Below are 23,423 nucleotides of genomic sequence, written 5' to 3' on the forward strand. Positions count from 1 at the left end.
GACGGATCCCATGACAGCCACTTCCGAACGCAGTGTGCCGAAGCCGACGTTCACCGACGCCGAGGCGGGCGCCAAGGTCTTCCCGGACTCCAACGCCCGTCAGTACAACTACTTCACCCCGGCCAAGCGCAAGCAGAGCCACTACGAAGACGTCACCGTCGAGGTGCAGCCCGACCCCCGGCACTACCTGTCGCAGGGCTGGCTCTACGCCTTCGCCGACGGCAAGGCCGGCTACCCGCTCGAGTGGACCGCGATGAAGGCGTGGGGGTCCGACCGCCCGGTGCCCGTGCGCAGCCCCGGCTCCGGCGGCAAGGGCTACGACTGGCCCGCCCACGGCTGGCACGAATTCCGCGACCCCAACGAGGAGTGGGAACTCACCCTCTACCGGTACAACGCGAACGTCGTGCGCCAGCTCAACCAGAACATCGACGCGGCCCGCCAGGCCAAGGCGTTCGAGCAGTGGAACCCCAACTGGATCGACTTCGTCGCCAAGCACGTCGGCGCCTGGATGCACGTGGACCACGGGCTCGGCCTGTACCTGTACGCCAACGCCAACCGGCGCGCCCCGACCAACATGCACAACAACGCGATCTCGGTGAACAGCATGCACCGGATCCGCGCGGCGCAGGACCTGGCGCTGTACACGCTGACGCTCACCGAAGAGGTCCCCGGTTTCGACGGCGGCGCGCACCTGGCGACGTGGAACGAGGACCCGGCCTGGCAGGGCGTGCGGGAGACCGCCGAGCAGCTGACCGGGATCTGGGACTGGTGCGAGGCGATCTTCGCCTCGAACATCGTCTTCGAGCCGCTCGTGGGCGAGCTGTTCCGCAGCAACCTGGTGCAGCAGGCCGCGCCGGCGAACGGCGACTTCGTCACCCCGACGCTGATCGGGGCCGAGGAGTTCGACTTCTCCGAGCGCGACCTCCGTTACACCAAGGCGATGTTCGACCTGCTGATCAACGACAAGGAGTTCGGCGACCAGAACAAGGCGCTGGCGCAGAAGTGGCTCGAGGACTGGGTCCCGCGGTGCATCTCCGCCGCGCGCGCCCTGCAGCCGTTGTGGTCGCAGCCCGACGCGAAGCCGATCCGGTTCGAGGACGGCCTCGACCGCGTCAAGAGCCGGTTCGCCGGAATCCTGTCCGATTTGGGTCTCAAAGCACCGGAGGAGCTGGGCCAGTGACCGTCTTCAAAACCTCGGAAAGCCCGTACAAGGTCAACAACACGGCCTCGAACATGTGCGGCTTCACCCTGATGAACAACCAGGTCGGCGCGATCATCGCGGAAGTCATGTCCGCCAAGGACAACGTGACCGTGACGCCGTTGCCCTCGATGATCCGCGTCGACGCGAAGGGCCGGACCGACCTGATCTACGCCGAGGTCGACGAGGCCGCCGGCGAGGAAGAGGGCTGGTTCAACGCGGCCGAGTTCGAGGAGAGCATGTCCACCCACTACGGGCGGATGATCCACGAGGACGACCGCACGATCATGTTCGCCAACCCCGAGGACGCGGCCGAGTACCTCGACTTCGACCTCAAAGTGATCAACAAGTAATCCGCAAAACCCGCTAGGAAGCACTCGATCCGCTCAGGAGGGTCACCCGTGTACGAAAAAGATGGCGAAAAGTATTTCGTAGTTGACGCCCACACCCATTTCTGGGACGCCAGCCCGGACAACTGGGTCAAGGGGCAGGAGGAATACGCCAAGGGGTGGATCGAGTGCTTCCACGCCTACCAGGGCCTCGGCCCGAAGGAGACGCACTGGCCGATCGACCGCTTCCAGAAGTACTCCGAAGAGCTGATGATGCACGACCTGTTCGAGGTCGGGCACGTCGACACGGCCATCTTCCAGCCGACGAACCTGCGGCAGTGGTACACGAACGGGTTCAACACCACCGAGGCCGACGGCGCGATGGCCGAACGGCACCCGGGCAAGTTCCTCGTCAACACGACCTTCGACCCGCGTGAAGGCGACGAAGGCATAAAGGCGTTCGAGGAACGGGTCAAGCGCTACGGCTGCAAGGGCGTCAAGCTCTACACGGCCGAGTGGCGCGGTGACTCCCGCGGCTGGAGCCTCAAGGACCCGGAAGCGGCGAAGTACCTCGAGAAGTGCGAAGAACTGGGCGTCAAGAACGTCCACATCCACAAGGGCCCGACGATCTGGCCGCTCGACAAGGACGCCTTCGACGTGTCCGATGTGGACCACGTGGCGACCAACTTCCAGGGCCTCAACTTCATCGTCGAGCACGTCGGCCTGCCGCGCATCGAGGACTTCTGCTTCATGGCCACCCAGGAGCGCAACGTCTACGCGGGGCTCGCCGTCGTCATCGGCGGCCTGATGCACGCCCGGCCGAAGTTCTTCGCGAAGGTCATGGGCGAGCTGATGTTCTGGATCGGCGAGGACAAGCTGATCTTCGGCGCGGACTACGCCATCTGGGAACCGAAGTGGCAGGTCGAGGGCTTCGTCGACTGGAACATGCCGCCCGACGACGAACTGTCCGACTTCGCGCCGCTGACGATCGACCAGAAGCGGAAGATCCTCGGCCTGAACGCCGCCCGGCTCTACGGCATCGACGTGCCGGAGGAGCTGCGGATCAAGGACCCGGAGAACGTCGAGCCCGTCGGCGTGCCGAACTCATGACGGCACTCGACGATCGGGGTGTGCGGGCCGGCCACGCGCAGGTGTGGTCGGCCCTGGGCACCGTCCGGGATCCCGAGCTGGACGAACCCCTCACCGATCTCGGCTTCGTGGCCCGCTGCGAGGTGAGCGCGGCGGGTCAGGCCGTCATCCGGCTGCGGCTGCCGACCTACTTCTGCGCGCCCAACTTCGCGTTCCTGATGGTCGCGGACGCCTACGACGCCGTCGCCGGGGTGGCGGGCCTGACCGGGCTCGACATCCGGCTCGACGACCACTTCGCCTCCGACGTCATCAACCGCGGGGTGGCGGCCCGGCAGGGGTTCGTCGCGTCGTTCGAGGGTGAGGCCGTCGACGAGCTCGACACGCTGCGCTACGACTTCGTGCGCAAGGCCGTGCTGGCCGGCACCGACCGGGTCTGCCGGACCCTGTCGGGCACCGGGCTCGACCCGGCGGCCCTCACACTCGGTGAAGTCCCGGCGAGCCCGGACCTCGACCGGCTGCGGGCCCGCCGCCGCGAGCTCGGCCTGCCCGCCGGCGACGGCGACCCGTTGCTGCTCGACCCGGCGACCGGGCAGCCGGTCGCGCCCGGCGAGGCGAAACGGCACCTCGCTTTCGCCCGGTTGACCCGCACGAGCATGGAGGCCAACTCCGGCGTGTGCCGCGGCATGCTGCGTGCCCGGTACTCGCTCACCGCAGAAGAGGAGGGCACGGGATGAAGGCCGTGCGGCTGCAGAAGTACCACCGGCAACCGGTGATCGAAGAGGTGCCGGAGCCGCGCGCCACCGGGCCCTTCGACGTCGTGGTGAAGATCGGCGGCGCCGGCGTGTGCCGCACCGACCTCCACATCATCGAAGAGCAGTGGGCCGAGAAGTCCGGCGTCGCCCTGCCGTACACGATCGGGCACGAGAACGCCGGCTGGGTGCACGAGGTCGGCCCGGCGGTGTCCAATGTGGAGGTCGGCGACACCGTCATCCTGCACCCGACACCGACGTGCGGGCTGTGCCACGCCTGCCGCGCGGGTGACGACATGCACTGTCCCAACGGGAGCTTCCCGGGCATCGACAGCGACGGCGGCATGGCCGAGTACCTGCTGACGTCGGCGCGGGCGTGCATCAAGCTCGACCCGGCGACCCGGCCCTCGGACGTCGCGGCGCTGGCCGACGCGGGCATCACCGCCTACCACGCGGTGCGCAAGGCCGTCCCGCTGCTGTACCCGGGCACCACCTGCGTCGTCAACGGCGCCGGCGGCCTCGGGCACATCGGCATCCAGTCGCTGAAGGCGCTGACCGCGACCCGCGTGGTCGTGGTCGACCGCAACGCCGACGCGCTGGAGCTGGCGGCCACCCTGGGCGCCGACGAAACCGTGCTGGGCGACGGCAAGCAGGTCGAGGCGGTGCTCGACCTGACCGGCGGCAACGGCGCCGAGGTCGTGCTCGACTTCGTCGCCGAGCAGGGCGCCCAGCAGGACGCGTTCGCGATGACCCGGCGTGCCGGGTCGCACTTCGTGATCGGCTACGGCAGCAACATCGACATCCCGACCATCGACATCATCTCCACCGAGCGCAGCGTCATCGGCAACCTGGTCGGCACGTACAACGACCTCGTGGAGCTGATGGTGCTCGCCCAGGCCGGGAAGGTCACGCTCCACACGAAGAAGTACCCGCTGGACGCGGCTCTCGACGCACTGGCCGACCTCGATGCCGGACGCGTGCGCGGTCGGGCCATCCTCACACCCTAGGAGCAGGAAACATGGCGAAGGAACTTCGGTTCGGCTCGGACGCCCGCGACCTGCTTCTCGCGGGCGTCGACAAGCTGGCGGAAGCGGTCAAGTCCACCCTCGGTCCCAAGGGCCGCAACGTGATCATCGAGAAGATCACCGGTTCGCCGGTGGTCACCAACGACGGCGTCACCATCGCCCGCGAGATCCACCTCAAGAACCAGTTCGAGAACATGGGCGCGCAGCTGGTCAAGGAAGCGGCGATCAAGACCAACGATGTCGTCGGCGACGGCACCACCACGGCCACCGTGCTCGCCCAGGCCATCGTCCACGAAGGCATGCGGGCGATCACCGCCGGCGGCAACCCGGTGCTCGTCAAGCGCGGCATCGACCACGCCGTCGGGCTGCTGGTGGCGTACCTGGAGAAGCAGGCGCACCCGGTGGTGTCCGAAGCGGACTACGCGCGGGTCGCGGCGATCTCGGCGAACGACGACGACACGGTCGGCGCCGTCATCGCGAAGGCCCTGCACACCGTCGGCGACGGCGGGGTGGTGACCGTCGAAGAGTCGCCGATGATCGGGATGAGCGTCGACTTCGTCGAGGGTTTCGAGTTTGACAACGGCTACCTCTCGCCGTACCTGGTCACCGACCCGGGCCGGCTCGAGGCGGTGCTCGACGACCCGTACATCCTGATGTCGGCGGAGAAGATCACCAAGGTGCAGCAGCTGATGCCGTTGCTGGACAAGGTGATGCGGGCCCCGCGGCCACTGGTGATCATCGCCGAGTCGATCGAGGGCACGGCGCTGTCGATGCTGGTGCACAACCACGTGAACGGCACGTTCCAGTCGGTGGCCGTCCGCGCGCCGGGGTTCGGCGACCGGCGGCTGCACAAGCTGGAGGACCTCGCCGCGATCGTCGGCGGCGCGGTGCTCTCGCGGACGTCCGGCTTCAGCATGGAGACGATGACGCTGGAGCACCTCGGCCGGGCCAAGCAGGTCCGGGTCACCGCGAACAACACCACGATCGTCGGCGGCGGCGGTACCTCCGACGCCGTCGAGTTCCGGGTCGGGCAGCTGCGGGCGGAGCTGGAGCGCGCGCAGTTCGGCATCGACGAGGACGTGCTGACCGAGCGGATCGGCGCGCTGACCGGCAAGGTCGCGGTCGTGCGCGTCGGGGCGGCGACCCCGGCCGAGCTCAAGGAGCTGCAGCACCGGGTCGAGGACGCGCTGTCCGCGACCCGGGCGGCGATGGCCGAGGGCATCGTGGCCGGCGGGGGAGCGGCGCTCCTGCACGCCGAGAAAGCCCTGGAAGGCCTGGGGCTGGAAGGTGACCAGGCGATCGGGGTCGAGATCGTCCGGCGGGCGCTGGCGGAACCGGCGTTCCTCATCGCCCACAACGCCGGGCACCCGGCGCACGAGATCGTCGCGCGCACCCGGGAGCTCGGCTCGGACGAGGGTTTCGACGCCCTGAACGACCAGTTCGGCGACATGATCGCCCTGGGCGTCGTCGACCCGCTGCGGGTGTGTCGCTCGGCGATCCAGAACGGCGCTTCGGTGGCCGGGCTGCTGCTGACGACGAACTCGCTGATCGCCGAGGAACAGACGCCGTGGGGCGGTAGCGCGGCGCTGATGACCGAGTTCGGCCCGCTGGACGAGGGCCTGCACCAGCCCTCGCCCGACGCCAGCACGCCGCAGTCGCTCGGGATGGGCCCCTCCGTCGGCTGATCTCGGGCCCGCGGAGTGCGGGGGTCTCCCCACCGGTGTCCTGAGCACCGGTGGGGGACCTTCGCGGCGTGCAGGGTGCGCCCGGTGCTGTCACCCTGGTGATCATGACGCACTACACGCTCGTCCAGACCCTCGCGACGGTCCAGGACTTCGAGGCCAAGGGCTTCCTCGGCACGGTCGGCAAGATCGCCGCGGCGACGGTCATCTTCTTCATCGTGATCGGCCTGATCGTGGGCTTGCTGCTGGGTTTCTTCATCGGCCGTTCGGTGGGCCGCCGGCAGGGCCCGCGCTGACGACGCGGTGATGGGGGCGCGAGGTCAGGTGACCAGGCCGTGGCGGGCCAGTTCGTGGCCGGCCAGCACCGCGATGACCTCCTTGTCGCGGGCGCGCCAGCCCGTCGCGATCTCGCCGGACTTCGCCAGGCGGTGCAGCGGCTGCGTGGTCAACGCCCGCAGCGCCAGCAGGTCCAGGCCCTCGTCGCCCAGCGCCCGCAGCTGCGCGGCCGCCGAGGCGCGGCGGGCGAAGTGCCAGCGCATCGGGAGCCACGTCGCGAGCAGCGTCAGCACCGGCAGCGCGATGATGATCGCCGCCATCCACCACGCGAGGTTCTCGACGGCTTCGATCTGCCAGCGGCCGGCGTCGGCGAACTGGGTGCCGACGTCCGAACCGCCGTGCAGCGCCTTGGCGAGCGCGTCGCCGATGAGCGGGATGCCGTCGGCGGAGTTCGCGGCGGAGTCGAACGTCCCGGTCAGCCCGGTGCCGGCGCTGACGAGCCCGTCGCCCGGCGCCCGCAGCTTCATGACCTCGTCGTACACCGTGGTTCCCAGCCACACCGCGAAGACGACGAGCAGCAACGCCAGCAGGTCGCTGACGAGCTGGGCGGTACGGCGGATCGGCCGTTCGGCGTAGAGCTGCATCGAGGACGCCTTTCGCGGTGGGGGAGCGCGGCCACGGCAACGTACCCGCGCACCCCCGGAGCGAACCGCGGGCCTAGCGCCGGACGACCTCCGCGAGCCCGGTCAACGCCCGCGGCAACGGCTCCCGGTGCAGGACGCCGAGCCGCTGCGTCGCCCGGGTGAGCGCGACGTAGAGGTCGGCCGCGCTGTCGGCGAGGATCTTCGCCGGCTCCACCACCAGGACCGCGTCGAACTCCAGGCCCTTGGTCTCCGACGCCGGCACCGTGCCCGGCACCCCCGGCGGCCCGATGACGACGCTGGTGCCTTCCCGGCCGGCTTCGTCCCGGACGAACTCCTCGACGGCCGCGGCCAGCTCGTCGTCGGTGACGTGCCGGGACCACGGCCGGACGCCGCACGCGCGGACCGACTCCGGGGGCCGGACGCCGGGCGCGAAGTCCGCGAGCACCGCGGCGGCGACCTCCATGATCTCCGCCGGGGTGCGGTAGTTCACCGTGAGCGCACGGTAGACCCAGCGGCCCGGCACGTACGGCGCCAGCACCGCGTTCCACGACCGCGCCCCGGCCTCCGACCGGCGCTGGGCGAGGTCGCCGACCACCGTGAACGACCGGCCCGGGCACCGCCGCATCAGCACCCGCCAGTCCATTTCGGACAGTTCCTGGGCTTCGTCGACGACGACGTGGCGGTAGGTCCAGTCCCGGTCCGCCGACGCCCGCTCGGCGAGGCTGCGTGTGTCCACCTCGACGAACCGGTCGGCCAGGTCCTCGGCGAACAGCAGGTTCTCGGCGGACAGCAGGACGTCCTCGTCCATCTCCTCGCGATCGAGCTTCATCGTCTCGAAGACGCCTTCGGCGTACTCGGCCTCGGCCTTCCGCTCCCGCGCCACCACCGCGGCGGCCGCCTTCCCGGCCGTCGTGTCGTGGCCCAGCAGGTCGACGAGCTCGTCGAGCAGCGGCACGTCCGAGACGGTCCAAGCGGCGCCGTCGGCGCGCAGCAGCGACGCGTCGGCCCCGGCCGCCTTCAGCCGCTCGGGGGACTGGTACAGCTGGGCCAGCAGGGTTTCCGGCGTCAGGATCGGCCAGAGCCGTTCCAGCGCGGCGGTGAACGTCTCGTCGGCCGCCAGCTCGGCGATCAGGTCCTTCCGCAGCGCTTCCCATTCCACCTTGTCGTCCCGGGACAGCCAGCCGCGGCCGATCCGGCCCATCGCGCGCTCGGTCAGCACGTACGTGACGATCTCGGTGAACACCGCACGAGCCTCGTTGTGCGGCTGCCCGCTGTCGCGCGCCTCCTGCCGGGCCCACTCCGCCGTCTCGGCGTCGATCCGGACCGTGACGTCGCGCAGTTCGATCGGCAGCGGCTCTTCCGGCAGCCGCTGCCGGTCGGCGACGGCGGCCGCGAGGACGTCGAGGATCCTCAGGGACCCCTTGAGCCGCACGGCTTCCGGCGTGTCCTCGGCCGTGACGTCCAGGCCGGGCACGAAACCGCCGGTGGTCGTGAACACGACGTCGGTCTCGCTCAGCGACGGCAGGACCCGGCCGATGTGGCTCAGGAACGCCGGGTTGGGCCCGACGACGAGCGCGCCGTGGCGTTCCATCCGTTCCCGCTGGGTGTAGAGCAGGTAGGCGACGCGGTGCAGAGCCACCACCGTCTTCCCGGTGCCCGGGCCGCCTTCGATCACCAGCACGCCCGGGTGGTCGAGCCGGATGATCTCGTCCTGCTCGGCCTGGATCGTCGCGACGATGTCGCGCATCCCCTCGCCGCGCGGCGCGTTGATCGCCGCGAGCAGCGCCGCGTCCCCCTCGTCGCCCTCGGTCGGACGCCCGAGCACCTCGTCGGTGAAGCCCAGCACCTGCCGCCCGCGCGTCCGGAACTGGCGGCGCCGGCGCATCTCCTCCGGGTTCGCGCCGGTGGCCGTGTAGAACGCGCGCGCCGCCGGCGCCCGCCAGTCGAGCAGCACCGGCCGGTAGTCGTCCTCCTCGGCGAACAGGCCGATCCGGCCGATGTAGGAGCGCTCGCCCGAGACGGCGTCCATCCGGCCGAAGCACAGCCCGTTGTCCACCACTTCCAGCCGCTTCGACTCGCGGCCCAGCGCGCGCACGCTGACGTCGCGTTCCATGGCGCCGAGGCCCTTGCCGCCCAGCGCCGCGTCGTACTCGCCCTTCACCCGCGCGCGCTCGGCGTCGAGCCGCGTGTAGAGATCGGCCACGTACGCGCGTTCGGACCGCAGTTCTTCTTCGTACCCCTGTGCAGCCACGTTCCCTCATCGTTTAAGAAACTTCCCCGGCGGTCAGGCCGCGGGCCTGCCGAACCACTTCCGCAACGCGCCGGGCAGCGCCGCCGCGTCCTCCCCGGCCCAGACCACGTGCCCGTCCGGGCGCAGCAGCACCGCGGGCACGTCCAGCTCCTCGCTGACGTCGACGACGTGGTCGACCCGGTCTTCCCAGCCCGTGACGGCGAGCCCGCCGGTCTGGTCGAGCAGCAGCCCGCGACCTTCGTGCATCAGGTCGTAGAGCCGCCCGCTCTTCAGCTGCACGTCACGCAGGCGCCGGCCGAGCAGGTCGGGCCCGTCGCCGAAGTCGTAACGGATGTCGACCGCGATGAGCTGCTCGGTCAGGTAGCGGCTCACGTCCTCGAAGTCCATCAGCTTCGTCAGGAGCTGACGCACGGCCTGGGGCCCCGGCTCCAGCGACGTCAGCTGCATCTGCGCGCGGGTGTTGACCAGCACCTGGGCGGCGACCGGGTGCCGCTCGGCCTCGTAGCTGTCGAGCAGGTCCGCCGGCGCCCAGCCGTCGACCTCGGCGGCCAGCTTCCAGCCGAGGTTGAACGCGTCCTGGAGGCCGAGGTTGAGGCCCTGCCCGCCCATCGGCGGGTGGATGTGCGCGGCGTCGCCGGCCAGCAGGACCCGGCCGACCCGGTACCGCTCGGCCTGCCGGGTGGCGTCGCCGAAGCGGGAGAGCCAGCGCGGCGAGTGCACGCCGAAGTCGGTGCCGGCGGTGGAGCGCAGCTGCCGCTTGAACTCCTCGAAGTCCGGTGGCGTCGAACGGTCCTCGGCGACGTTGTCGGCGGGGACGACCAGGCGGTACAGGCCGTCGCCGATGGGCCCGACCCCGAACCGCTTCTGGGTCTTGCGGATCTCGGTCATCACCGCGGTCAGCGTCTCGGGGTCCTCGGTCAGCTCCATCTCGCCGAGCAGCGTGTCGACCCGGGTGGGCTCGCCGGGGAAGCCGACGCCGAGCAGCTTGCGGACCGTGCTGCGGCCGCCGTCGCAGCCGACGAGGTAGCGCGACCGCAGCTGCGTGCCGTCGGCCAGCTCGACGCTCACGCCGTGGTCGTCCTGGCTCAGCCCGGTCACTTCGGTGCCGCGCCGGATCTCGACGCCGAGCTCGACGGCGTGCTCGGTCAGCAGGCGGTCGGTGACGGGCTGCAGGATGCTGAGGACGTACGGGTGCGAGGTGTCCAGGTGGGCGGGCTGCGGCTTGCTGATCCCGGCGAAGAAGCCGTTGAGCGGGTACTTCTTGCCGAGCGCGAGGAACCGGTCCAGCAGCCCGCGCTGGTCCAGCACCTCGATGGTGCGCGCGTGGATGCCGAGCGCGCGCACGACCGGCGTCGGCTCCGTCTCCTTCTCCAGCACGAGCACGTCCACGCCCTGCAGCCGCAGTTCGCTGGCCAGCATGACGCCGGTCGGTCCGCCGCCGGCCACGATCACGTCGAGCACAAAATCCCCTGTCCGTTCGAAGAAAGTCCTGGTCAGTACAGCGCCGGGGCACGTCCCCGGCACGAAGATCACCGGTGGTTCACACGGTCGTGGGCGCCGCTGCCCGGTCGAAGACCAGCTGGGTGGCCACCGCGGTCCCGTCGGCGCGGATCGTGACGGCTTCCGCGCGTGCTCGGGTTTCGGGTGCCAGCGCGATCTCCAGCGCGGCCGACAGGGATGCGACGGTGGGCGCCGGGCCTTTGTGCGCCACCCCGATCCCGAGAGCGGCGACCCGGCTCGCCCAGTACGGCTGGTCCGTCGCCTGCGGGACGACGACCTGGGGCACGCCCGCGCGGGTGGCCGTTGTCGTGGTGCCGGCGCCGCCGTGGTGTACGACGGCGGCGCACCGGCCGAACAGCGCCTGGTGGTTGACCTCGCCGAGCACGAAGCAGTCGTCCCGGTCGTCGGCCAGGCCGAGGTCGGCCCAGCCCTGGAGGACGAGCACCCGGCGGCCCCGCGCGCGGACGGCGTCGACGGCGACCCGCGCGACGTCCGCCGCCGCGTGCATGGGCATGCTGCCGAAGCCGACGTAGACCGGCGGCGGGCCCGCGTCGAGGAAGGCCTCCAGGCCGGCCGGGAGCGGCCGGTCGTCCGGCACGATCCACGCGCCGGTCTGCACGACGTCGAGATCCGTGGCCCGCCACGGGTCGAGGACCGGGTCCGTCGCCAGCCACGGCCGGGTGCCGACGACGTAGTCGCGGACCTGGTCCGCCACGGGCAGGCCGTGCGCCACCCGGTGGGTGTTGAGCGCCGCCCCGAACAGCGCGTTCACGCTCTCGGCGTCCAGGTCCCACTTCGCCCGGTTGCCGGTCACCTCGGGCGGGAACGGCCGGCCCGCGTAGGCCAGCGGCGCGTGGTGCGGGGACGGCAGCGTGGAACTCTGGAAGGCGGCGAACACCGAGCGCACGCCCAGCAGCTCGGCCACCGACAGCGCACCGGCCGCGGTCGGCAGCATGCCCGTCGCCACCAGCACGTCGCAGCCCTCGGCCGCCGGCGTGATGACGTCGAACTGGGCGGCGATCAGCTGCGCCGCCCGCTCCGGCAGTGACGACGGCACCGGTGCCGCCTTGGTCAGCTCCTTCGCCGACGGCCCGACCGGCACGTAGGCCACCCCGACACCGGCCAGCCGGTGCGCGAAATCCTCGTCCGCGGGCGCGCACACCCGGACCTCCGGACCGCGGGCCCGCAGCGTGAGGGCGAGCCCCACCAGCGGTTCGACGTCCCCTCGTGAGCCGTACGTCGACAGCAGAACACGCACTCGCAAATCCCCCCGTGTGGTCGTTTCCAGCCACAGATCCCGGCTGAGGCCGATGATTCTGCGGCACAACCTGGGTCTTGCCGCAAGCCCCGGGGTGCGGTATACGTTAGTAGTGGAAGGGAGTGGTCACTCCTCCCTTCAATCTGGCGGGCGTTCCCGCAGCTCAGCTTCTTCCCTTTGTCGGCGCCGCGTCGAGAGCCGTCTGCGTGAACCCGACCTATGACGGCCGTCATAGTGTGTGACGGGCCGCACTGTGCTCTCATGGGACTATGACAGTCGTCATGGAAATCCGGGAGCTGGGCGACCGCCCGGCGGACCGGGAGTGCGTGGCCGCGCTGGTCGCGGCCTGTTCACCGGACAGTCTCCGGCGGCGCTTCATGATGGGCGGCCCGGCCGAGCCGGGCGAGATCTTCCGGCGCTACCACCGGTTCCTGCTCGCCGGCCCGCCTGCCGGCGTCGCGCTGCTCGCCACGTCCGGCGGGATTCCGGTGGGGCTGCTCAACTTCGTCGCGGAGGTCCCCGGGACGGCCGAGCTCGGGGTCCTGGTCGCCGACGCGTGGCAGCGGCGGGGGATCGGCAGTGCGCTGAGCCGGTGGCTGCAGGCGTCCGGGCGGTGGCCGGGGTGGACGGTGCGGGCGACCGTGCAGGCCGGGAACGCCGGGGCCGAGACGCTGCTGCTGCGCCAGGGCTTCCGCCCGGTACCCGCCTACGAACGCGGCGAGCGCGACTTCGCGCTGGTCGTGCCCGACTGGGCTACCATGACGAGTGTCATGAAGGAGGCCGTCGATGACGAGGACACCGCGCGAGCGGATTGTGCTGAGCGCCGCGCAGCTGGTGCGGATCCAGGGCGTCGGGGCGACGGGTATGCGGGACGTGGTCGCGCACGCCGAGGCGCCGCGGGGGTCCCTGCAGCACTACTTCCCGGGCGGTAAGGACCAGCTGATCGCCGAAGCCGTCGCCTGGGCGGGCGGGTACGCCGCCCGCCGCGTCGCCCGGCTCGCGGCCAAGCTCGAAGATCCGACACCCGGGAAACTGTTCGCGGCCATGGCCGCCCAGTGGCGCGACGAGTTCACCACGACAGGCTTCGACGCAGGCTGCCCGCTGGTGGCGACGGTCGCGGACGCGGCTGCCACGAGCGAAAGCCTGCGCGACGCCGTCGGCAAGGCTTTCGAGGGCTGGCAACGGCCCTTGGCCGAGACGCTGGCGCAGTTCGGCGTCCCGGCGGCTCGCAGCGTATCGCTGGCGGTGCTGATGCTGAGCACCCTGGAAGGCGCGATCGTCCTGGCGCGGGCGCACCAGGACGTCGCCCCGCTGGACACGGTGGTGGAGGAGCTACGCCCCCTGCTCGACGGCGCGGTGACGAGCCGACGTCGAGCCTCCACTGTGGACTAGAGGTCGCCGAAGAAGTCGCGGATGTCCTGCACCAGCAGCTCCGGCGCCTGCAGGGAGGCGAAGTGGCCGCCGGTGTCGTGCTCCGTCCAGCGGGTGATCTTGTTGGACAGTGCGGCCAGGCCGCGGATCGCGTGGTCGCCGCGGAAGTTGGCCACCGCTGTCGGGACGCCCGACGGCTGCGGGCGCTCGCCCCAGCCGTCCTGGCCCGCCTCCAGGTAGAGGCGCGCGGCCGAACCCGCGGTGCCGGTGAGCCAGAAGGTCGTGACGTTCGTCAGGATCGCGTCGCGGGGCACCGGCGTCTGCCGCGTTGCCGTCGGGTCCCAGTCGACGAACCACTCCAGGTTCCACGCGAGCTGGCCGGCGGGGGAGTCGTTGAGCGCGTACGCCAGCGTCTGCGGCCGGGTCGCCATCTGCGTGGCGTAGCCGGAATGCGCGTACCACCAGACCTGGTTCTCTTCGGCCCGCTTTCGGTCCTCTTCGGACAGTCGGTCGAGGTCGCCGGGCGCGGTCGGCACCCCCGCGTTGGCGACGGCGTTGACGTGCACCCCCAGCACTTCCGCGGGCGCGGTTCGGCCGAGTTCGGGGGAGACGATGCTGCCGAAGTCGCCACCCTGGGCGCCGTAGCGCTCGTAACCCAGGCGCCGCATCAGCTCGGCCCACGCCCGCGCGATGCGGCGCGTGTTCCAGCCCGGCTCGGTCGTCGGTCCGGAGAACCCGAAGCCGGGCACCGACGGCGCGACGACGTGGAACGCGTCCGCCGGGTCACCGCCGTGGGCGCGCGGGTCGGTGAGCGGACCGAGGACGTCGAGGAAGTCGGCGACCGTGCTCGGCCAGCCGTGGGTGAGGATCAGCGGCGTCGCGTCCGGCTCGGGGGAGCGGACGTGCAGGAAGTGCACGCGCTGGCCGTCGATCGTGGTCGTGAACTGCGGGAACGCGTTGAGCCGCGCCTCCTGCGCACGCCAGTCGAAGCTCGTCTGCCAGTACTCCACCAGCTCGGCCAGGTAGGGCTCGCTGACGCCGTAGGCCCAGCCGGCGCCGGGCAGTTCGCCGGGCCAGCGGGTGCGGGCGAGCCGGTGGTGCAGCTCGTCGAGGTCGGCCTGCGGGACGTCGATGCGGAAGGGTTCCATGGCGGTAGCGTTCCGCGCGTGTAGGACAGGATCGGTCCTAGTCGTCCGGCATGCTGGGACGCATGCGGGAAACCCCTGGCCGGCTGCTCCGGCTGCTGTCACTGCTGCAGATGCACCGGGACTGGTCCGGCACGGAGCTGGCCGGGCGCCTGGAGGTGACGACGCGGACGATCCGCCGCGACGTCGACCGCCTGCGCGAGCTGGGCTACCCCGTGCACGCGGCGATGGGCCCGGTCGGCGGCTACCGCCTCGGCGCGGGTGCCGAGCTGCCGCCGCTGCTGCTGGACGACGACGAGGCCGTCGCGGTCGCGGTCGGCCTGCACGGCGCCACGTCCGGCGGCGTCGCCGGGCTGGAGGAGGCGTCGCTGCGGGCGCTGAACAAGGTGGAGCAGGTGCTGCCGTCGCGGCTGCGCCACCGCGTCTCGGCTTTCGACGCGGCTTCGGTCGCGCTCCCGGTGCGCGGCCCGGTGGTCGAGGCGGCCGTGCTGACCGCCGTTTCGGCCGCGATCCGCGCCGCGGAAACCCTGCGCTTCGACTACGTCAGCCACGACGGCACCGAGTCCCGCCGCGACGTCGAGCCGCACCGCCTGGCGTCGTGGGGCCGCCGCTGGTACCTGGTCGGCTGGGACACCGGCCGCGCGGACTGGCGCACGTTCCGCGCCGACCGGCTGACCCTGCGGACCCCGAACGGCCCGCGCTTCCCCCACCGCGACCCACCGGACGGCGACGTCACCGCGTACCTGACCCGCACGATGGGCCGCGAGCTGTGGCCCTACCGCGCCCGGCTTCGGGTGTCGGCTCCAGCCGAAGAAGTCCGCGGCCGGGTCGACGGCGACGTCACGCCGATCGACGACCGGAGCTGCCGGCTGGAGCTGGCTTCGGACTCCTTCGACCTCATCGCGTTCGTGGTGTCCACCTTGGACATCCCGTTCACGGTGGAGTCACCACCCGAGCTGGTGGAACGCCTGCGGACGCTGTCGGCGCGGTACGCCGACGCCGTCACACCAGGCTAGGCACCCGCTCGGCTTCCAGCGGCGGCCCCGGCGGCGTCCCGTCCCCGAACGGACGGCCGCCCAGTTGCTCCCGGCCGTGCGGGGTCAGGAAGCCCGACAGGTCCGGGCCCAGCGGGACGATGCCGCTCGGGTTGATGTTGCGGTGCACCACGTAGTAGTGCTCCTTGGTCTGCGCGAAGTCGATCGTGTCGCCGAAGCCCGGCGTCTGGAACAGGTCGCGGGTGTAGGCCCACAGCACCGGCAGCTCGTTCAGCTTCTGCCGGTTGCACTTGAAGTGGCCGTGGTAGACCGCGTCGAAGCGGACCAGGGTGGTGAAGAGCCGGACGTCGGCCTCGGTGATCGTGTCGCCGACCAGGTAGCGCTGGTCCGTGAGCCGCTCGGACAGCCAGTCGAGGCGGGCGAACAGCTTGCGGTACGAGTGCTCGTACGCCTCCTGGGAGCGGGCGAACCCGCACTGGTACACCGCGTTGTTGACGTCGGTGAAGACCTTCTGCGCGACGTCGTCGATCTCGTCGCGCAGTTTGTCCGGGTACAGCTCGGGCGCGCCGTCGCGGTGGTAGGCCGTCCACTCGGTGGACATGTCGAGCGTCATCTGCGCGAAGTCGTTGGTGACGACCTGGCCGGTCGGGACGTCGACGAACGCGGGCACCGTGATGCCGCGCGGGTACTCCGGGTCGCGCTTGAAGAACGCCTCCTGCAGGCGCTCGATGCCGAGCACCGGGTCGCGCCCGTCGGGATCGAGGTCGAAGCTCCAGCTCCGCTCGTCGTGCACCGGCCCGGCCATCCCCATCGACAGGGCGGACTCGAGGCCGAGCAGCCGCCGCACGATCACCGCGCGGTTCGCCCACGGGCACGCCCGCGCGACGATCAGGCGGTAGCGGCCGGCCTCGACCGGCCAGCCGTCGCGGCCGTCGGCGGTGATCCGGTCGGGGATGTAGTTGAGGTCGCGCTTGAACTCGCCGTCGGTCATCGGGATCCTTTGCACTCTTCGGAGGAGGGGTCGGCGTCGAGCGCCGCGGCCAGCCGGGCCAGCACCGGCCCGGCCGTGCGGATGTCTTCGGTGCTCAGGTGGTCGAACACCGACGCCCGCGCGCGGGCGAGGTGGGTCGGGTAGGCCGCCTCCAGTCTGGCCAATCCCACGTCGGTCAGCACGGCGTTGGACGCGCGTCCGTCCTCCGCGCACCTGCGCTTCTCGACCAGGCCGCGGCGGGCGAGGTTGTCGACGACCCGGCTGATCCGGCTCAGCGAAAGACCGGTGACCGCGGCCAGCGCGGAGATGCGGAGCAGGCGGTCCGGCGCCTCGGACAGAGCGACCAGCACGCCGTAGTCGGTCATCGCGAGGCCGGTCTCGGGCAGGAACTGGTCTTCGAGCGCACGCGGCAGCGCGGTCGTGATGCGCATCAGAGACCGCCAGAACGGGGCCTCGTCGTGGTCGAGCGCGGACTGTTCACCCATACCGGCGAGTCTAGCGAAAGCTTGCTTGCGCAACCAGTAAAAGTGAGTAGAGTGTCGTTGAACCCTCAATCACTGGGGGTCGCCACCACGAGGAGAGAAGACAGCATGACCAGCGCGACCGCCTACCCCCAGCTGACCGGTGAGTACACCCTGGACGCCGCCCACTCGCGGATCGGGTTCAACGCCCGGCACGCCATGGTGACCAAGGTGCGCGGCAGCTTCAACGAGTTCACCGGCACCGCCACGATCGACGGTGACGCCCCGGAGAAGTCGTCCGCCCAGGTGACCATTCAGGCGACCAGCATCGACACCCGCAACGCGGACCGCGACGGGCACCTGAAGAGCAACGACTTCCTGTCGATGGACGAGTACCCGACCATCACCTTCACCTCCACCGAGATCAAGCAGACCGGTGAGGCCGAGTTCGACGTGACCGGCGACCTGACCGTCAAGGACGTCACCCGTTCGGTGACCATCCCGTTCTCGTTCGAGGGCTCCGCCAAGGACCCGTTCGGCAACGACCGGATCGGCTTCGAGGGCTCCACCACGATCAGCCGCAAGGACTACGGCATCACCTGGAACGCCGCCCTCGAGACCGGTGGCGTGCTGGTGAGCGACAAGGTCACCCTCGAGTTCGAGATCTCGGCGATCAAGAACGCCTGACCTGTGCTTTGAAAGCCGTGAATGGCCCATTGAGGGACTCAGAGTCCCTCAATGGGCCATTCACGGCTTTCGGCTACCTGAGGACCTTCGTCGCGCGCAGGTTCTCGATGCCGATGTCGAGCGCCGCTTCGAGGTGGTCGATGCGGCCGGTCGACAGCATCACCACCACGCCGCCCTGGATGCCGGCCAGCAGGGCGGCCGCGGTGCGTTCCGCGTCGACGTCCGGCGCCACCTCGCCCGCGTCACGCAGGTGACGGATCCCCGCCTCGATCTCGTCCTGCCACTGCCGCAGCATCTCGGTCACCACGGCCTGCGCTCCCGGCGTGGCGCGGCCCAGCTGGGAGATCAGCACGTTCAGCGGGCAGTGCTGGCCGCGGCCGCGGTAGTGCGAGACGACCGTGTCGCGCCAGCGCCGCCACGCGGCCCACGACGTCAGCCGGCCCAGTTGCGGCTGTTGCACGGCCAGCACCTGGTCGGCCTCGAACCGCGCCGCGGCCAGCAGCAGCTCGTCCTTGCCGTCCGGGAAGTAGTGGAACAGCTGGCTCTTGCTGGTGCCCGTCCGCGCCCGGACGTCGTCCAGCGTCGTGACGGCGACCCCGCGCTCGCGGATCTCCGCCGCCGCGCCTTCGATGATCCGCTGCCGCGTCGCGGCGCCCTTCGCGGTCAGGGGCTTCGCCTGAGTTGGACTCACAGGTCCACTTTAATCCGCCGCCGGGGTCGTCGCCGGTGCTGGACGAACCGGGACCGCCGGCGCGGTTCGACGGCCTGGTCGGCACCGGGCCGGAAAGCGGGGTGTCACGGCTTCCCGATCGGCAGGCGCGCGTGGTCGCGCAGGAACAGCGGGATGCGCTCGGCCGGGGCGGCCGCCTCGACGGTCGTCCCGCCCGGGTGCCGGTCCCCGGTGACCGCGTCCGTCCACTGTGCACCTTCGGGGAGGTACACCGGCCGGCCGGTGGCGCCGGGCGCGAGCACCGGGGCCACCAGCAGGTCCGGGCCGAGCAGGAACTGGTCCTCGACGGCCCACGCCGCGGCGTCGGCGGGGAAGTCGACGAACAGCGGGCGCATCGGCGGGACGCCCTGCTCGTGCGCCACCCGCATCTGCGCCATCAGGTACGGCCGCAGCCGTTCGCGCAGCCGCAGCGCGTCCTCGATGGAGACCAGCGCTTCGGCGCCGTAGGACCACACCTCGTTGGGCCCGCCGGTCATCTCCGGCCCGAACGGCGGGCGCGGGTCGCGGAAGCCGTGCAGCCGCAGCAGCGGGCAGCAGACGCCGTACTGGAACCACCGGACCAGCAGCTCCCGGTACTCCGGCGAGTCCGGGTCGCCGCCGTGGAAGCCGCCGATGTCCGTGGTCCACCAGGGGATCCCGGCGATCGCGACGTTCAGGCCGGCCCGCACCTGCGCCCGCAGCGACGCCCAGGTCGCCGGGACGTCGCCGGACCACAAGGCGGCGCCGAAGCGCTGGCTGCCCGCCCACGCCGACCGGCTCAGCAGCACGACCTCGTCGTCACCCTCGCCGCGGATGCCGTCGTGGAACGCCTGCGCGTGGACCTGGGGGTAGATGTTGACGACCTCGGAGCCGGGGCCGGCGTGGAAACCGAGGTTGTGCGGGTGGCCCGGCCGGACCTCCGGCTCGTCCCCGTCCAGCCACCACGCGCGCACGCCCAGGTCGTAGTAGTTCTCCTTGACCTTCTCCCAGAGGAACCACCGGGCCGCCGGGTTCGTCGGGTCGTAGAAGGCGACGGGCAGCTCGACGTCGAACCCCTTGTCCTTCCACGGCGCGTGCGCCGCGACCCCGCTCTCGGCCGCGACGAGCAGGCCGTTCTCGTGCATCTCGTCGTGGTTCTCCGACAGCGGGCTGACCGACGGCCACACCGACACCATCAGCTTGACGCCCAGCTCGTCCAGTTCCCGCACCAGCCCGGCCGGGTCGGGCCACTCGGCCGGGTCGAACTTCCAGTCGCCGAGGTGCGTCCAGTGGAAGAAGTCGGCGACGATCACCGACAGCGGCAGGCCGCGCTCGTGGTGCTCCCGGGCCACGGCCAGCAGCTCCTCCTGGGTGCGGTAGCGCAGCTTCGACTGCCAGAACCCCGCTGCCCACGCGGGCAGCATCGGCGCGTGCCCGGTCGCGTCGGCGTAGTGGCTCAGGAGCTGCCGCGGGCCGTCGCCGGTGGTGACCCAGTAGTCGAGCTGGCGGGCGTCGTCGGCGACCCAGCGGGTGCCGTTGGCGGCCAGCTCGACCCGGCCGACGGCGGGGCTGTTCCAGAGGAACCCGTACCCGCGGCTCGACAGCAGGAACGGCACCGAGACCTCGCCGTTGCGCTGCACCAGGTCCAGGACCAGGCCCTTCTGGTCGAGCCGGCCGTGCGGGTGCTGGCCGAGGCCGTAGAGCCGCTCGTCGTCGTAGGCCGTGAAGCGCTGTTCGAGCCGGCCGTAGCCGTTGCGCGAGGGCATGAAGACCCGCGCGCCGGGCCACCAGAAGTGCGCGCGCTGCTCGGACAGCAGCTCTTCGCCGGTGTCCGTGCGGACGAACCGCAGCTGCGCGTCGACGCCGGTGTCGGTGTCGGCGATCTCGACCAGCGCGGTGAGCGCGCCGTTCACCACCCAGGCGGACCGCCCCTCCGCGCCCGCGGTCCCGGCGGACGGCTTCGCGGGCAGGAGCGCGCCGGGGACGTCGTCGAGGATCCGGTGCCGGCCCACCCGCACGCGCAGGCTGTCGGCGCCCCACGGTTCGATGAGCAGCACTTCGTGCCGGACGCGGACTTCGAGCGAACGGCCGTCTTCGGTCGTGGCGATCACGGGGGCCTCCTCAATCCTTGACGGCGCCGCTGGTCAGGCCGGCGACGACGTAGCGCTGGGCGACGACGAGCAGGACGGCCGCCGGGATCGCTGCGAGGACGGCGGTGGCCATGATCCCGTTCCAGTCGGCGGACTGGTTGCCGACGAACCGGTAGATGCCCACCGTGATGGGCTCGAACGACTGCCCGGTGGTCAGGGTGACGGCGAACAGGAAGTCCGCCCAGGCGAACAGGAACGCGAACAGCCCGGCCGTGACCAGCGCGTTGCGGCTGACCGGGAGGATGATCGAGAAGAACGTCCGCCAGTACCCGGCACCGTCCACCCGGGACGCTTCGGTGAGCTCCCGCGGCACCGAGATCATGAACGCGCGCAACAGGAGCACGGCGAACGGGATGGTCGCGGTGGCGTCCGCCAGCACCAGCCCGGCGTAGCTGTCGATCAGCCCGAGGTTGCCGAACACGGTGTACAGCGCGTTCGCCATCACGATGCCCGGGATCAGCTGCACGATGAGCAGCACGAACACCAGCACGGTCCCGCCGCGGACCTTCAGCTGCGCCAGCGCGTACGACGCGGGCGCCGCGATCACCAGCGACACCACCACCGTGCCGAGCGCGATGACGACGCTGGAGACGAGGTTCGGCCCCTGCGTCGCGAGGGCCTTGCGGTAGCCCTCGAGCGTGCCGCCGACGGGGAAGAACGCCGGGTCGGGCCGCAGCAGCGCGCCGCTGGGCTGCAGGGACGCGTTGACCATCCAGTACAGCGGGAACAGCAGCACCGCGACGATCACCACCCCGGCCGCGGTCTTCACGCCGCCGCCTCGGCCAGCGTCGCCTTCGCCGAGCGCAGGTAGAGCAGGCCGAACGCGGTCGCCGCCAGGATGAGGACGTTGCCGACCGCGGCGCCCTGCCCGAACGCGAAGTCGTGGAAGGACAGCCGGTAGGACCACGTCGTGAGCGTCTGGGTCGCGTTGGCCGGGCCGCCGCCGGTGACGACCATGATCACGTCGAACACCTTGATCGTGTAGACCAGCCCGAGCATGAGCACGATCCCGGTGACCGGGCGCAGCAACGGCCAGGTGACGTGCCGGAACCGCTGCCACGCGCCGGCGCCGTCGAGCGCGGCGGCTTCGTGCAGCGACGCCGGGATCGCGCGGAGCCCGCCGTGCAGGATCACCAGGTTGAACGGGATGCCGATCCAGATGTTGGTGAGGATCACCGCCGGCAGCGCCCAGGCCGTGCTGCTCAGCCACGGCACCGCGCCGACGCCGATCAGGCGCGATGCGGCGTTGAGCACCCCGTGGTCCTGGTCGAACATCCACCGCCAGACCGCGCCGCTGACCACCAGCGGCAGCAGCCAGGGGAGCAGGAGCAGCGACCGCAGCAGCGCGCCCCCGGGGAACCGGCCGGCGAAGAACACCGCCAGCGCGAGGCCGATGCCGAACTGGAAGACGAGGGACCCGGCGGTGAACAGGACCGTGTTGAGCACGGCCGTCGAGAAGAGCGGGTTCGCGAGTACCGCGGCGTAGTTGGCCAGGCCGACGAAAGGCGCTTCGCCGGTGTAGAACGACTTGACCGTGTAGTCCTGCGTGCTCGTCACGACGTTCGCGGCCAGCGGGTAGCCGAAGAACACCACGACGTAGGCCACGGCGGGCAAGAGGAACGCCCACGCGGTGAACCGGCCGTCCCGCCGTGGTCCCCGCCGCGGCACCGGGGCCGCGAGCGTCACGACCCGGCCGCTTGCTGGGCGGTCTTCAAGGCCTGGTCGGCGGGCAGCTTCCCGGTCAGCGACGCCTGGATCGCGTCGGCCAGCGCCTGCGAGACCTTCGGGTACTTCTCGCCGAGTTCGGTGGTGCGGGAGCGGGCCGAGCCGACCTCGTCGACGAACGCCCGCATCGCCGGCTGCTCGGCGCCGAACTTCGCGGCGACGGCCGTCTTCGACGGGACGTAGGCGTGGGCCTTGCTCCACTGCAGCATGGTCGGCTCGGCGAGGACGCAGGTCAGCACCTTCCCGGCGGCCTGCTGCGTCGGCCCGCCGGTCACCGGCACCGCGCCGACCTCGCCGCCGAGGGCGACCACGGGCTTGGCGCCCGCCTTCGGCACCGGGATCGGCACCACGCCGTAGTGCAGCGACTTCTGCTCGTCGAGCCGGGCCAGGTTCCACGAGCCGTTGACCATCATCGCCGCGTTGCCCGCGACGAACTGGTCGGCGACGTCGTTCTGGTTCCACGTCACCACGGACTTCGACGCCGACCCGCTCGTCACGAGACCGGTGACGTAGGCCAGCGCCTGCGTGCTCTGCGGCGAGTCCAACCGGGACAGTTCGGCGCCGTTGCTCCAGAAGAACGGGAGGAACTGCCAGGTGCCCTCCTCCGAAGAGATCGCCGAGAAGGCGAGGCCGTACTTGCCGTCCCCGGTCAGCCCGGCCGCGGCGGCCGTCAGCTCGTCCCAGGTGGACGGCGGCCGCACGCCGGCGGCGGTCAGCAGGTCCTTGTTGTAGATCAGGGCCAGCCCGTTGACGCCGGGGGCGACGCCGTAGAGCTTGTCCCGGTAGGTCCCGGCCTTGACGATGCCCGGGTAGTAGCCGTCGGCGGAGATGCCGTAGTCGGACAGCGGGGTCAGCGCGCCGGTGGCGGCGACCTGCTGCAGCGTCGGATTGTCGGTGAAGAGCAGGTCCGGCAGGGTCTTCGAGCTCGCGCCCTGCAGGATCTTCGGCAGCATCTGCGCGGTCGGCACCGTCCGGCGCTCGATCCTGATGCCGGTCTGCGCGGCGCAGGCGTCGAGGACCTTCTGCCACGCCGCGGATCCCTGCTCGTCGGCGTAGTAGTCGAGCTCGGTGATCGAGGTGGCGGCCGGGGCGTTCGACGCCGGCGGGGCGGTGGGGCTGCACGCGGTCAGGAGCGCGGCGCTCGCGACCAGCAAAAGGGCGCGACGGGCTGCGGACATGGTGATTCCCCTTCGACGGCGGAGCAGAACC

The 23,423-nt window shown here is 71.2% G+C and carries 23 protein-coding genes; 11 read left to right on the plus strand and 12 right to left on the minus strand.

The genetic code is table 11. The features are described 5' to 3' along the window. The first annotated feature begins 10 nt into the window (after nucleotides 1-10). From OHS18_RS03230 to OHS18_RS03260, 7 genes are all read left to right on the plus strand, one after another. Nucleotides 11-1,180 carry a toluene hydroxylase gene (locus OHS18_RS03230; protein WP_328615855.1) on the plus strand — a complete coding sequence of 390 codons (1,170 nt, stop codon included), beginning with the start codon at nucleotides 11-13 and terminating at the stop codon, nucleotides 1,178-1,180. Then, nucleotides 1,177-1,551 carry a propane 2-monooxygenase effector subunit MimD gene (gene mimD / locus OHS18_RS03235; protein ID WP_328456250.1) on the plus strand — a complete coding sequence of 125 codons (375 nt, stop codon included), beginning with the start codon at nucleotides 1,177-1,179 and terminating at the stop codon, nucleotides 1,549-1,551. Before OHS18_RS03230 ends, mimD begins: the two co-directional genes overlap by 4 nt. A gap of 48 nt (nucleotides 1,552-1,599) precedes the next feature. After that, nucleotides 1,600-2,637, plus strand: coding sequence for an amidohydrolase family protein (locus OHS18_RS03240; protein ID WP_328456248.1), 1,038 nt, complete (start codon nucleotides 1,600-1,602; stop codon nucleotides 2,635-2,637). Then, nucleotides 2,634-3,350: an iron-sulfur cluster assembly protein gene (locus tag OHS18_RS03245; RefSeq protein ID WP_328456246.1), complete on the plus strand. Its 717-nt coding sequence runs from the start codon at nucleotides 2,634-2,636 to the stop codon at nucleotides 3,348-3,350. Before OHS18_RS03240 ends, OHS18_RS03245 begins: the two co-directional genes overlap by 4 nt. Continuing rightward, nucleotides 3,347-4,372: an NAD(P)-dependent alcohol dehydrogenase gene (locus OHS18_RS03250; protein WP_328456244.1), complete on the plus strand. Its 1,026-nt coding sequence runs from the start codon at nucleotides 3,347-3,349 to the stop codon at nucleotides 4,370-4,372. Before OHS18_RS03245 ends, OHS18_RS03250 begins: the two co-directional genes overlap by 4 nt. 11 nt (nucleotides 4,373-4,383) lie before the next feature. Then, nucleotides 4,384-6,075, plus strand: a complete 1,692-nt coding sequence (groL, locus tag OHS18_RS03255) for a chaperonin GroEL (protein WP_326950411.1) — start codon at nucleotides 4,384-4,386, stop codon at nucleotides 6,073-6,075. Between the two features lie 104 nt (nucleotides 6,076-6,179). After that, entirely contained in the window at nucleotides 6,180-6,368 is a 189-nt protein-coding gene (locus OHS18_RS03260; RefSeq protein WP_328456240.1) for a hypothetical protein, read from the plus strand. Between the two features lie 24 nt (nucleotides 6,369-6,392). Here OHS18_RS03260 and OHS18_RS03265 read toward each other — a convergent pair whose 3' ends face one another. The 4 genes from OHS18_RS03265 to OHS18_RS03280 form a co-directional block, all read right to left on the minus strand. Next, the gene (locus OHS18_RS03265; protein WP_328615856.1) at nucleotides 6,393-6,992 is read right to left on the minus strand and encodes a hypothetical protein; all 600 of its coding nucleotides are present in this window, start codon (nucleotides 6,990-6,992) and stop codon (nucleotides 6,393-6,395) included. A 73-nt stretch (nucleotides 6,993-7,065) separates the two neighbouring features. Then, nucleotides 7,066-9,243 carry an RNA polymerase recycling motor ATPase HelR gene (gene helR / locus OHS18_RS03270; RefSeq protein ID WP_328615857.1) on the minus strand — a complete coding sequence of 726 codons (2,178 nt, stop codon included), beginning with the start codon at nucleotides 9,241-9,243 and terminating at the stop codon, nucleotides 7,066-7,068. A 33-nt stretch (nucleotides 9,244-9,276) separates the two neighbouring features. Beyond that, nucleotides 9,277-10,704, minus strand: a complete 1,428-nt coding sequence (gene rox, locus OHS18_RS03275) for a rifampin monooxygenase (protein WP_328615858.1) — start codon at nucleotides 10,702-10,704, stop codon at nucleotides 9,277-9,279. A 79-nt stretch (nucleotides 10,705-10,783) separates the two neighbouring features. Next, nucleotides 10,784-12,001 (minus strand): glycosyltransferase, encoded by a 1,218-nt coding sequence (locus tag OHS18_RS03280; protein ID WP_328615859.1) that lies wholly within the window; start codon nucleotides 11,999-12,001, stop codon nucleotides 10,784-10,786. A 269-nt stretch (nucleotides 12,002-12,270) separates the two neighbouring features. On the opposite strand from OHS18_RS03280, the gene OHS18_RS03285 reads away from it, so the two are divergent. Both OHS18_RS03285 and OHS18_RS03290 read left to right on the plus strand, forming a co-directional pair. Continuing rightward, nucleotides 12,271-12,933, plus strand: a complete 663-nt coding sequence (locus OHS18_RS03285; RefSeq protein WP_328615860.1) for a GNAT family N-acetyltransferase — start codon at nucleotides 12,271-12,273, stop codon at nucleotides 12,931-12,933. After that, nucleotides 12,866-13,393: an LmrA/YxaF family transcription factor gene (locus tag OHS18_RS03290; protein ID WP_442875338.1), complete on the plus strand. Its 528-nt coding sequence runs from the start codon at nucleotides 12,866-12,868 to the stop codon at nucleotides 13,391-13,393. The genes OHS18_RS03285 and OHS18_RS03290 overlap by 68 nt, the downstream gene beginning before the upstream one ends. Here the strand turns inward: OHS18_RS03290 and OHS18_RS03295 are convergent. Next, entirely contained in the window at nucleotides 13,390-14,520 is a 1,131-nt protein-coding gene (locus tag OHS18_RS03295) for an epoxide hydrolase family protein (protein ID WP_328615861.1), read from the minus strand. The genes OHS18_RS03290 and OHS18_RS03295 overlap by 4 nt on opposite strands. Before the next feature lie 62 nt (nucleotides 14,521-14,582). On the opposite strand from OHS18_RS03295, the gene OHS18_RS03300 reads away from it, so the two are divergent. Further along, entirely contained in the window at nucleotides 14,583-15,533 is a 951-nt protein-coding gene (locus OHS18_RS03300) for a helix-turn-helix transcriptional regulator (RefSeq protein WP_328615862.1), read from the plus strand. On the opposite strand, the gene OHS18_RS03305 is transcribed toward OHS18_RS03300, so the two are convergent. Together OHS18_RS03305 and OHS18_RS03310 are read right to left on the minus strand one after the other, a co-directional pair. Next, nucleotides 15,520-16,503 carry a glutathione S-transferase family protein gene (locus OHS18_RS03305; RefSeq protein ID WP_328615863.1) on the minus strand — a complete coding sequence of 328 codons (984 nt, stop codon included), beginning with the start codon at nucleotides 16,501-16,503 and terminating at the stop codon, nucleotides 15,520-15,522. The two genes, OHS18_RS03300 and OHS18_RS03305, sit on opposite strands and share 14 nt — an antisense overlap. Further along, on the minus strand, nucleotides 16,500-16,988 hold the full coding sequence (locus tag OHS18_RS03310) for a MarR family winged helix-turn-helix transcriptional regulator (protein ID WP_328615864.1): 489 nt from the start codon (nucleotides 16,986-16,988) through the stop codon (nucleotides 16,500-16,502). Before OHS18_RS03310 ends, OHS18_RS03305 begins: the two co-directional genes overlap by 4 nt. 105 nt (nucleotides 16,989-17,093) lie before the next feature. Between OHS18_RS03310 and OHS18_RS03315 the strand changes: the two genes are divergently transcribed. Continuing rightward, nucleotides 17,094-17,651: a YceI family protein gene (locus OHS18_RS03315; protein ID WP_328615865.1), complete on the plus strand. Its 558-nt coding sequence runs from the start codon at nucleotides 17,094-17,096 to the stop codon at nucleotides 17,649-17,651. Between the two features lie 73 nt (nucleotides 17,652-17,724). On the opposite strand, the gene OHS18_RS03320 is transcribed toward OHS18_RS03315, so the two are convergent. The 5 genes from OHS18_RS03320 to OHS18_RS03340 all read right to left on the minus strand — a co-directional run bounded on the left by OHS18_RS03320 (nucleotide 17,725) and on the right by OHS18_RS03340 (nucleotide 23,392). Further along, nucleotides 17,725-18,342, minus strand: a complete 618-nt coding sequence (locus OHS18_RS03320; RefSeq protein WP_328615866.1) for a TetR/AcrR family transcriptional regulator — start codon at nucleotides 18,340-18,342, stop codon at nucleotides 17,725-17,727. A 104-nt stretch (nucleotides 18,343-18,446) separates the two neighbouring features. Beyond that, the gene (locus OHS18_RS03325; protein ID WP_328615867.1) at nucleotides 18,447-20,450 is read right to left on the minus strand and encodes a glycoside hydrolase family 31 protein; all 2,004 of its coding nucleotides are present in this window, start codon (nucleotides 20,448-20,450) and stop codon (nucleotides 18,447-18,449) included. A gap of 10 nt (nucleotides 20,451-20,460) precedes the next feature. Beyond that, on the minus strand, nucleotides 20,461-21,201 hold the full coding sequence (locus tag OHS18_RS03330) for a carbohydrate ABC transporter permease (RefSeq protein ID WP_328458945.1): 741 nt from the start codon (nucleotides 21,199-21,201) through the stop codon (nucleotides 20,461-20,463). A gap of 53 nt (nucleotides 21,202-21,254) precedes the next feature. Beyond that, complete coding sequence (locus OHS18_RS03335; RefSeq protein WP_328615868.1) at nucleotides 21,255-22,175, minus strand: carbohydrate ABC transporter permease; 921 nt, start codon at nucleotides 22,173-22,175, stop codon at nucleotides 21,255-21,257. Further along, entirely contained in the window at nucleotides 22,172-23,392 is a 1,221-nt protein-coding gene (locus OHS18_RS03340) for a sugar ABC transporter substrate-binding protein (RefSeq protein ID WP_328615869.1), read from the minus strand. The genes OHS18_RS03335 and OHS18_RS03340 overlap by 4 nt, the downstream gene beginning before the upstream one ends. Nucleotides 23,393-23,423: the final 31 nt, after the last annotated feature.

It is taken from the genome of Amycolatopsis sp. NBC_00355, from assembly GCF_036104975.1.
Classification (GTDB): Bacteria; Actinomycetota; Actinomycetes; order Mycobacteriales; family Pseudonocardiaceae; genus Amycolatopsis.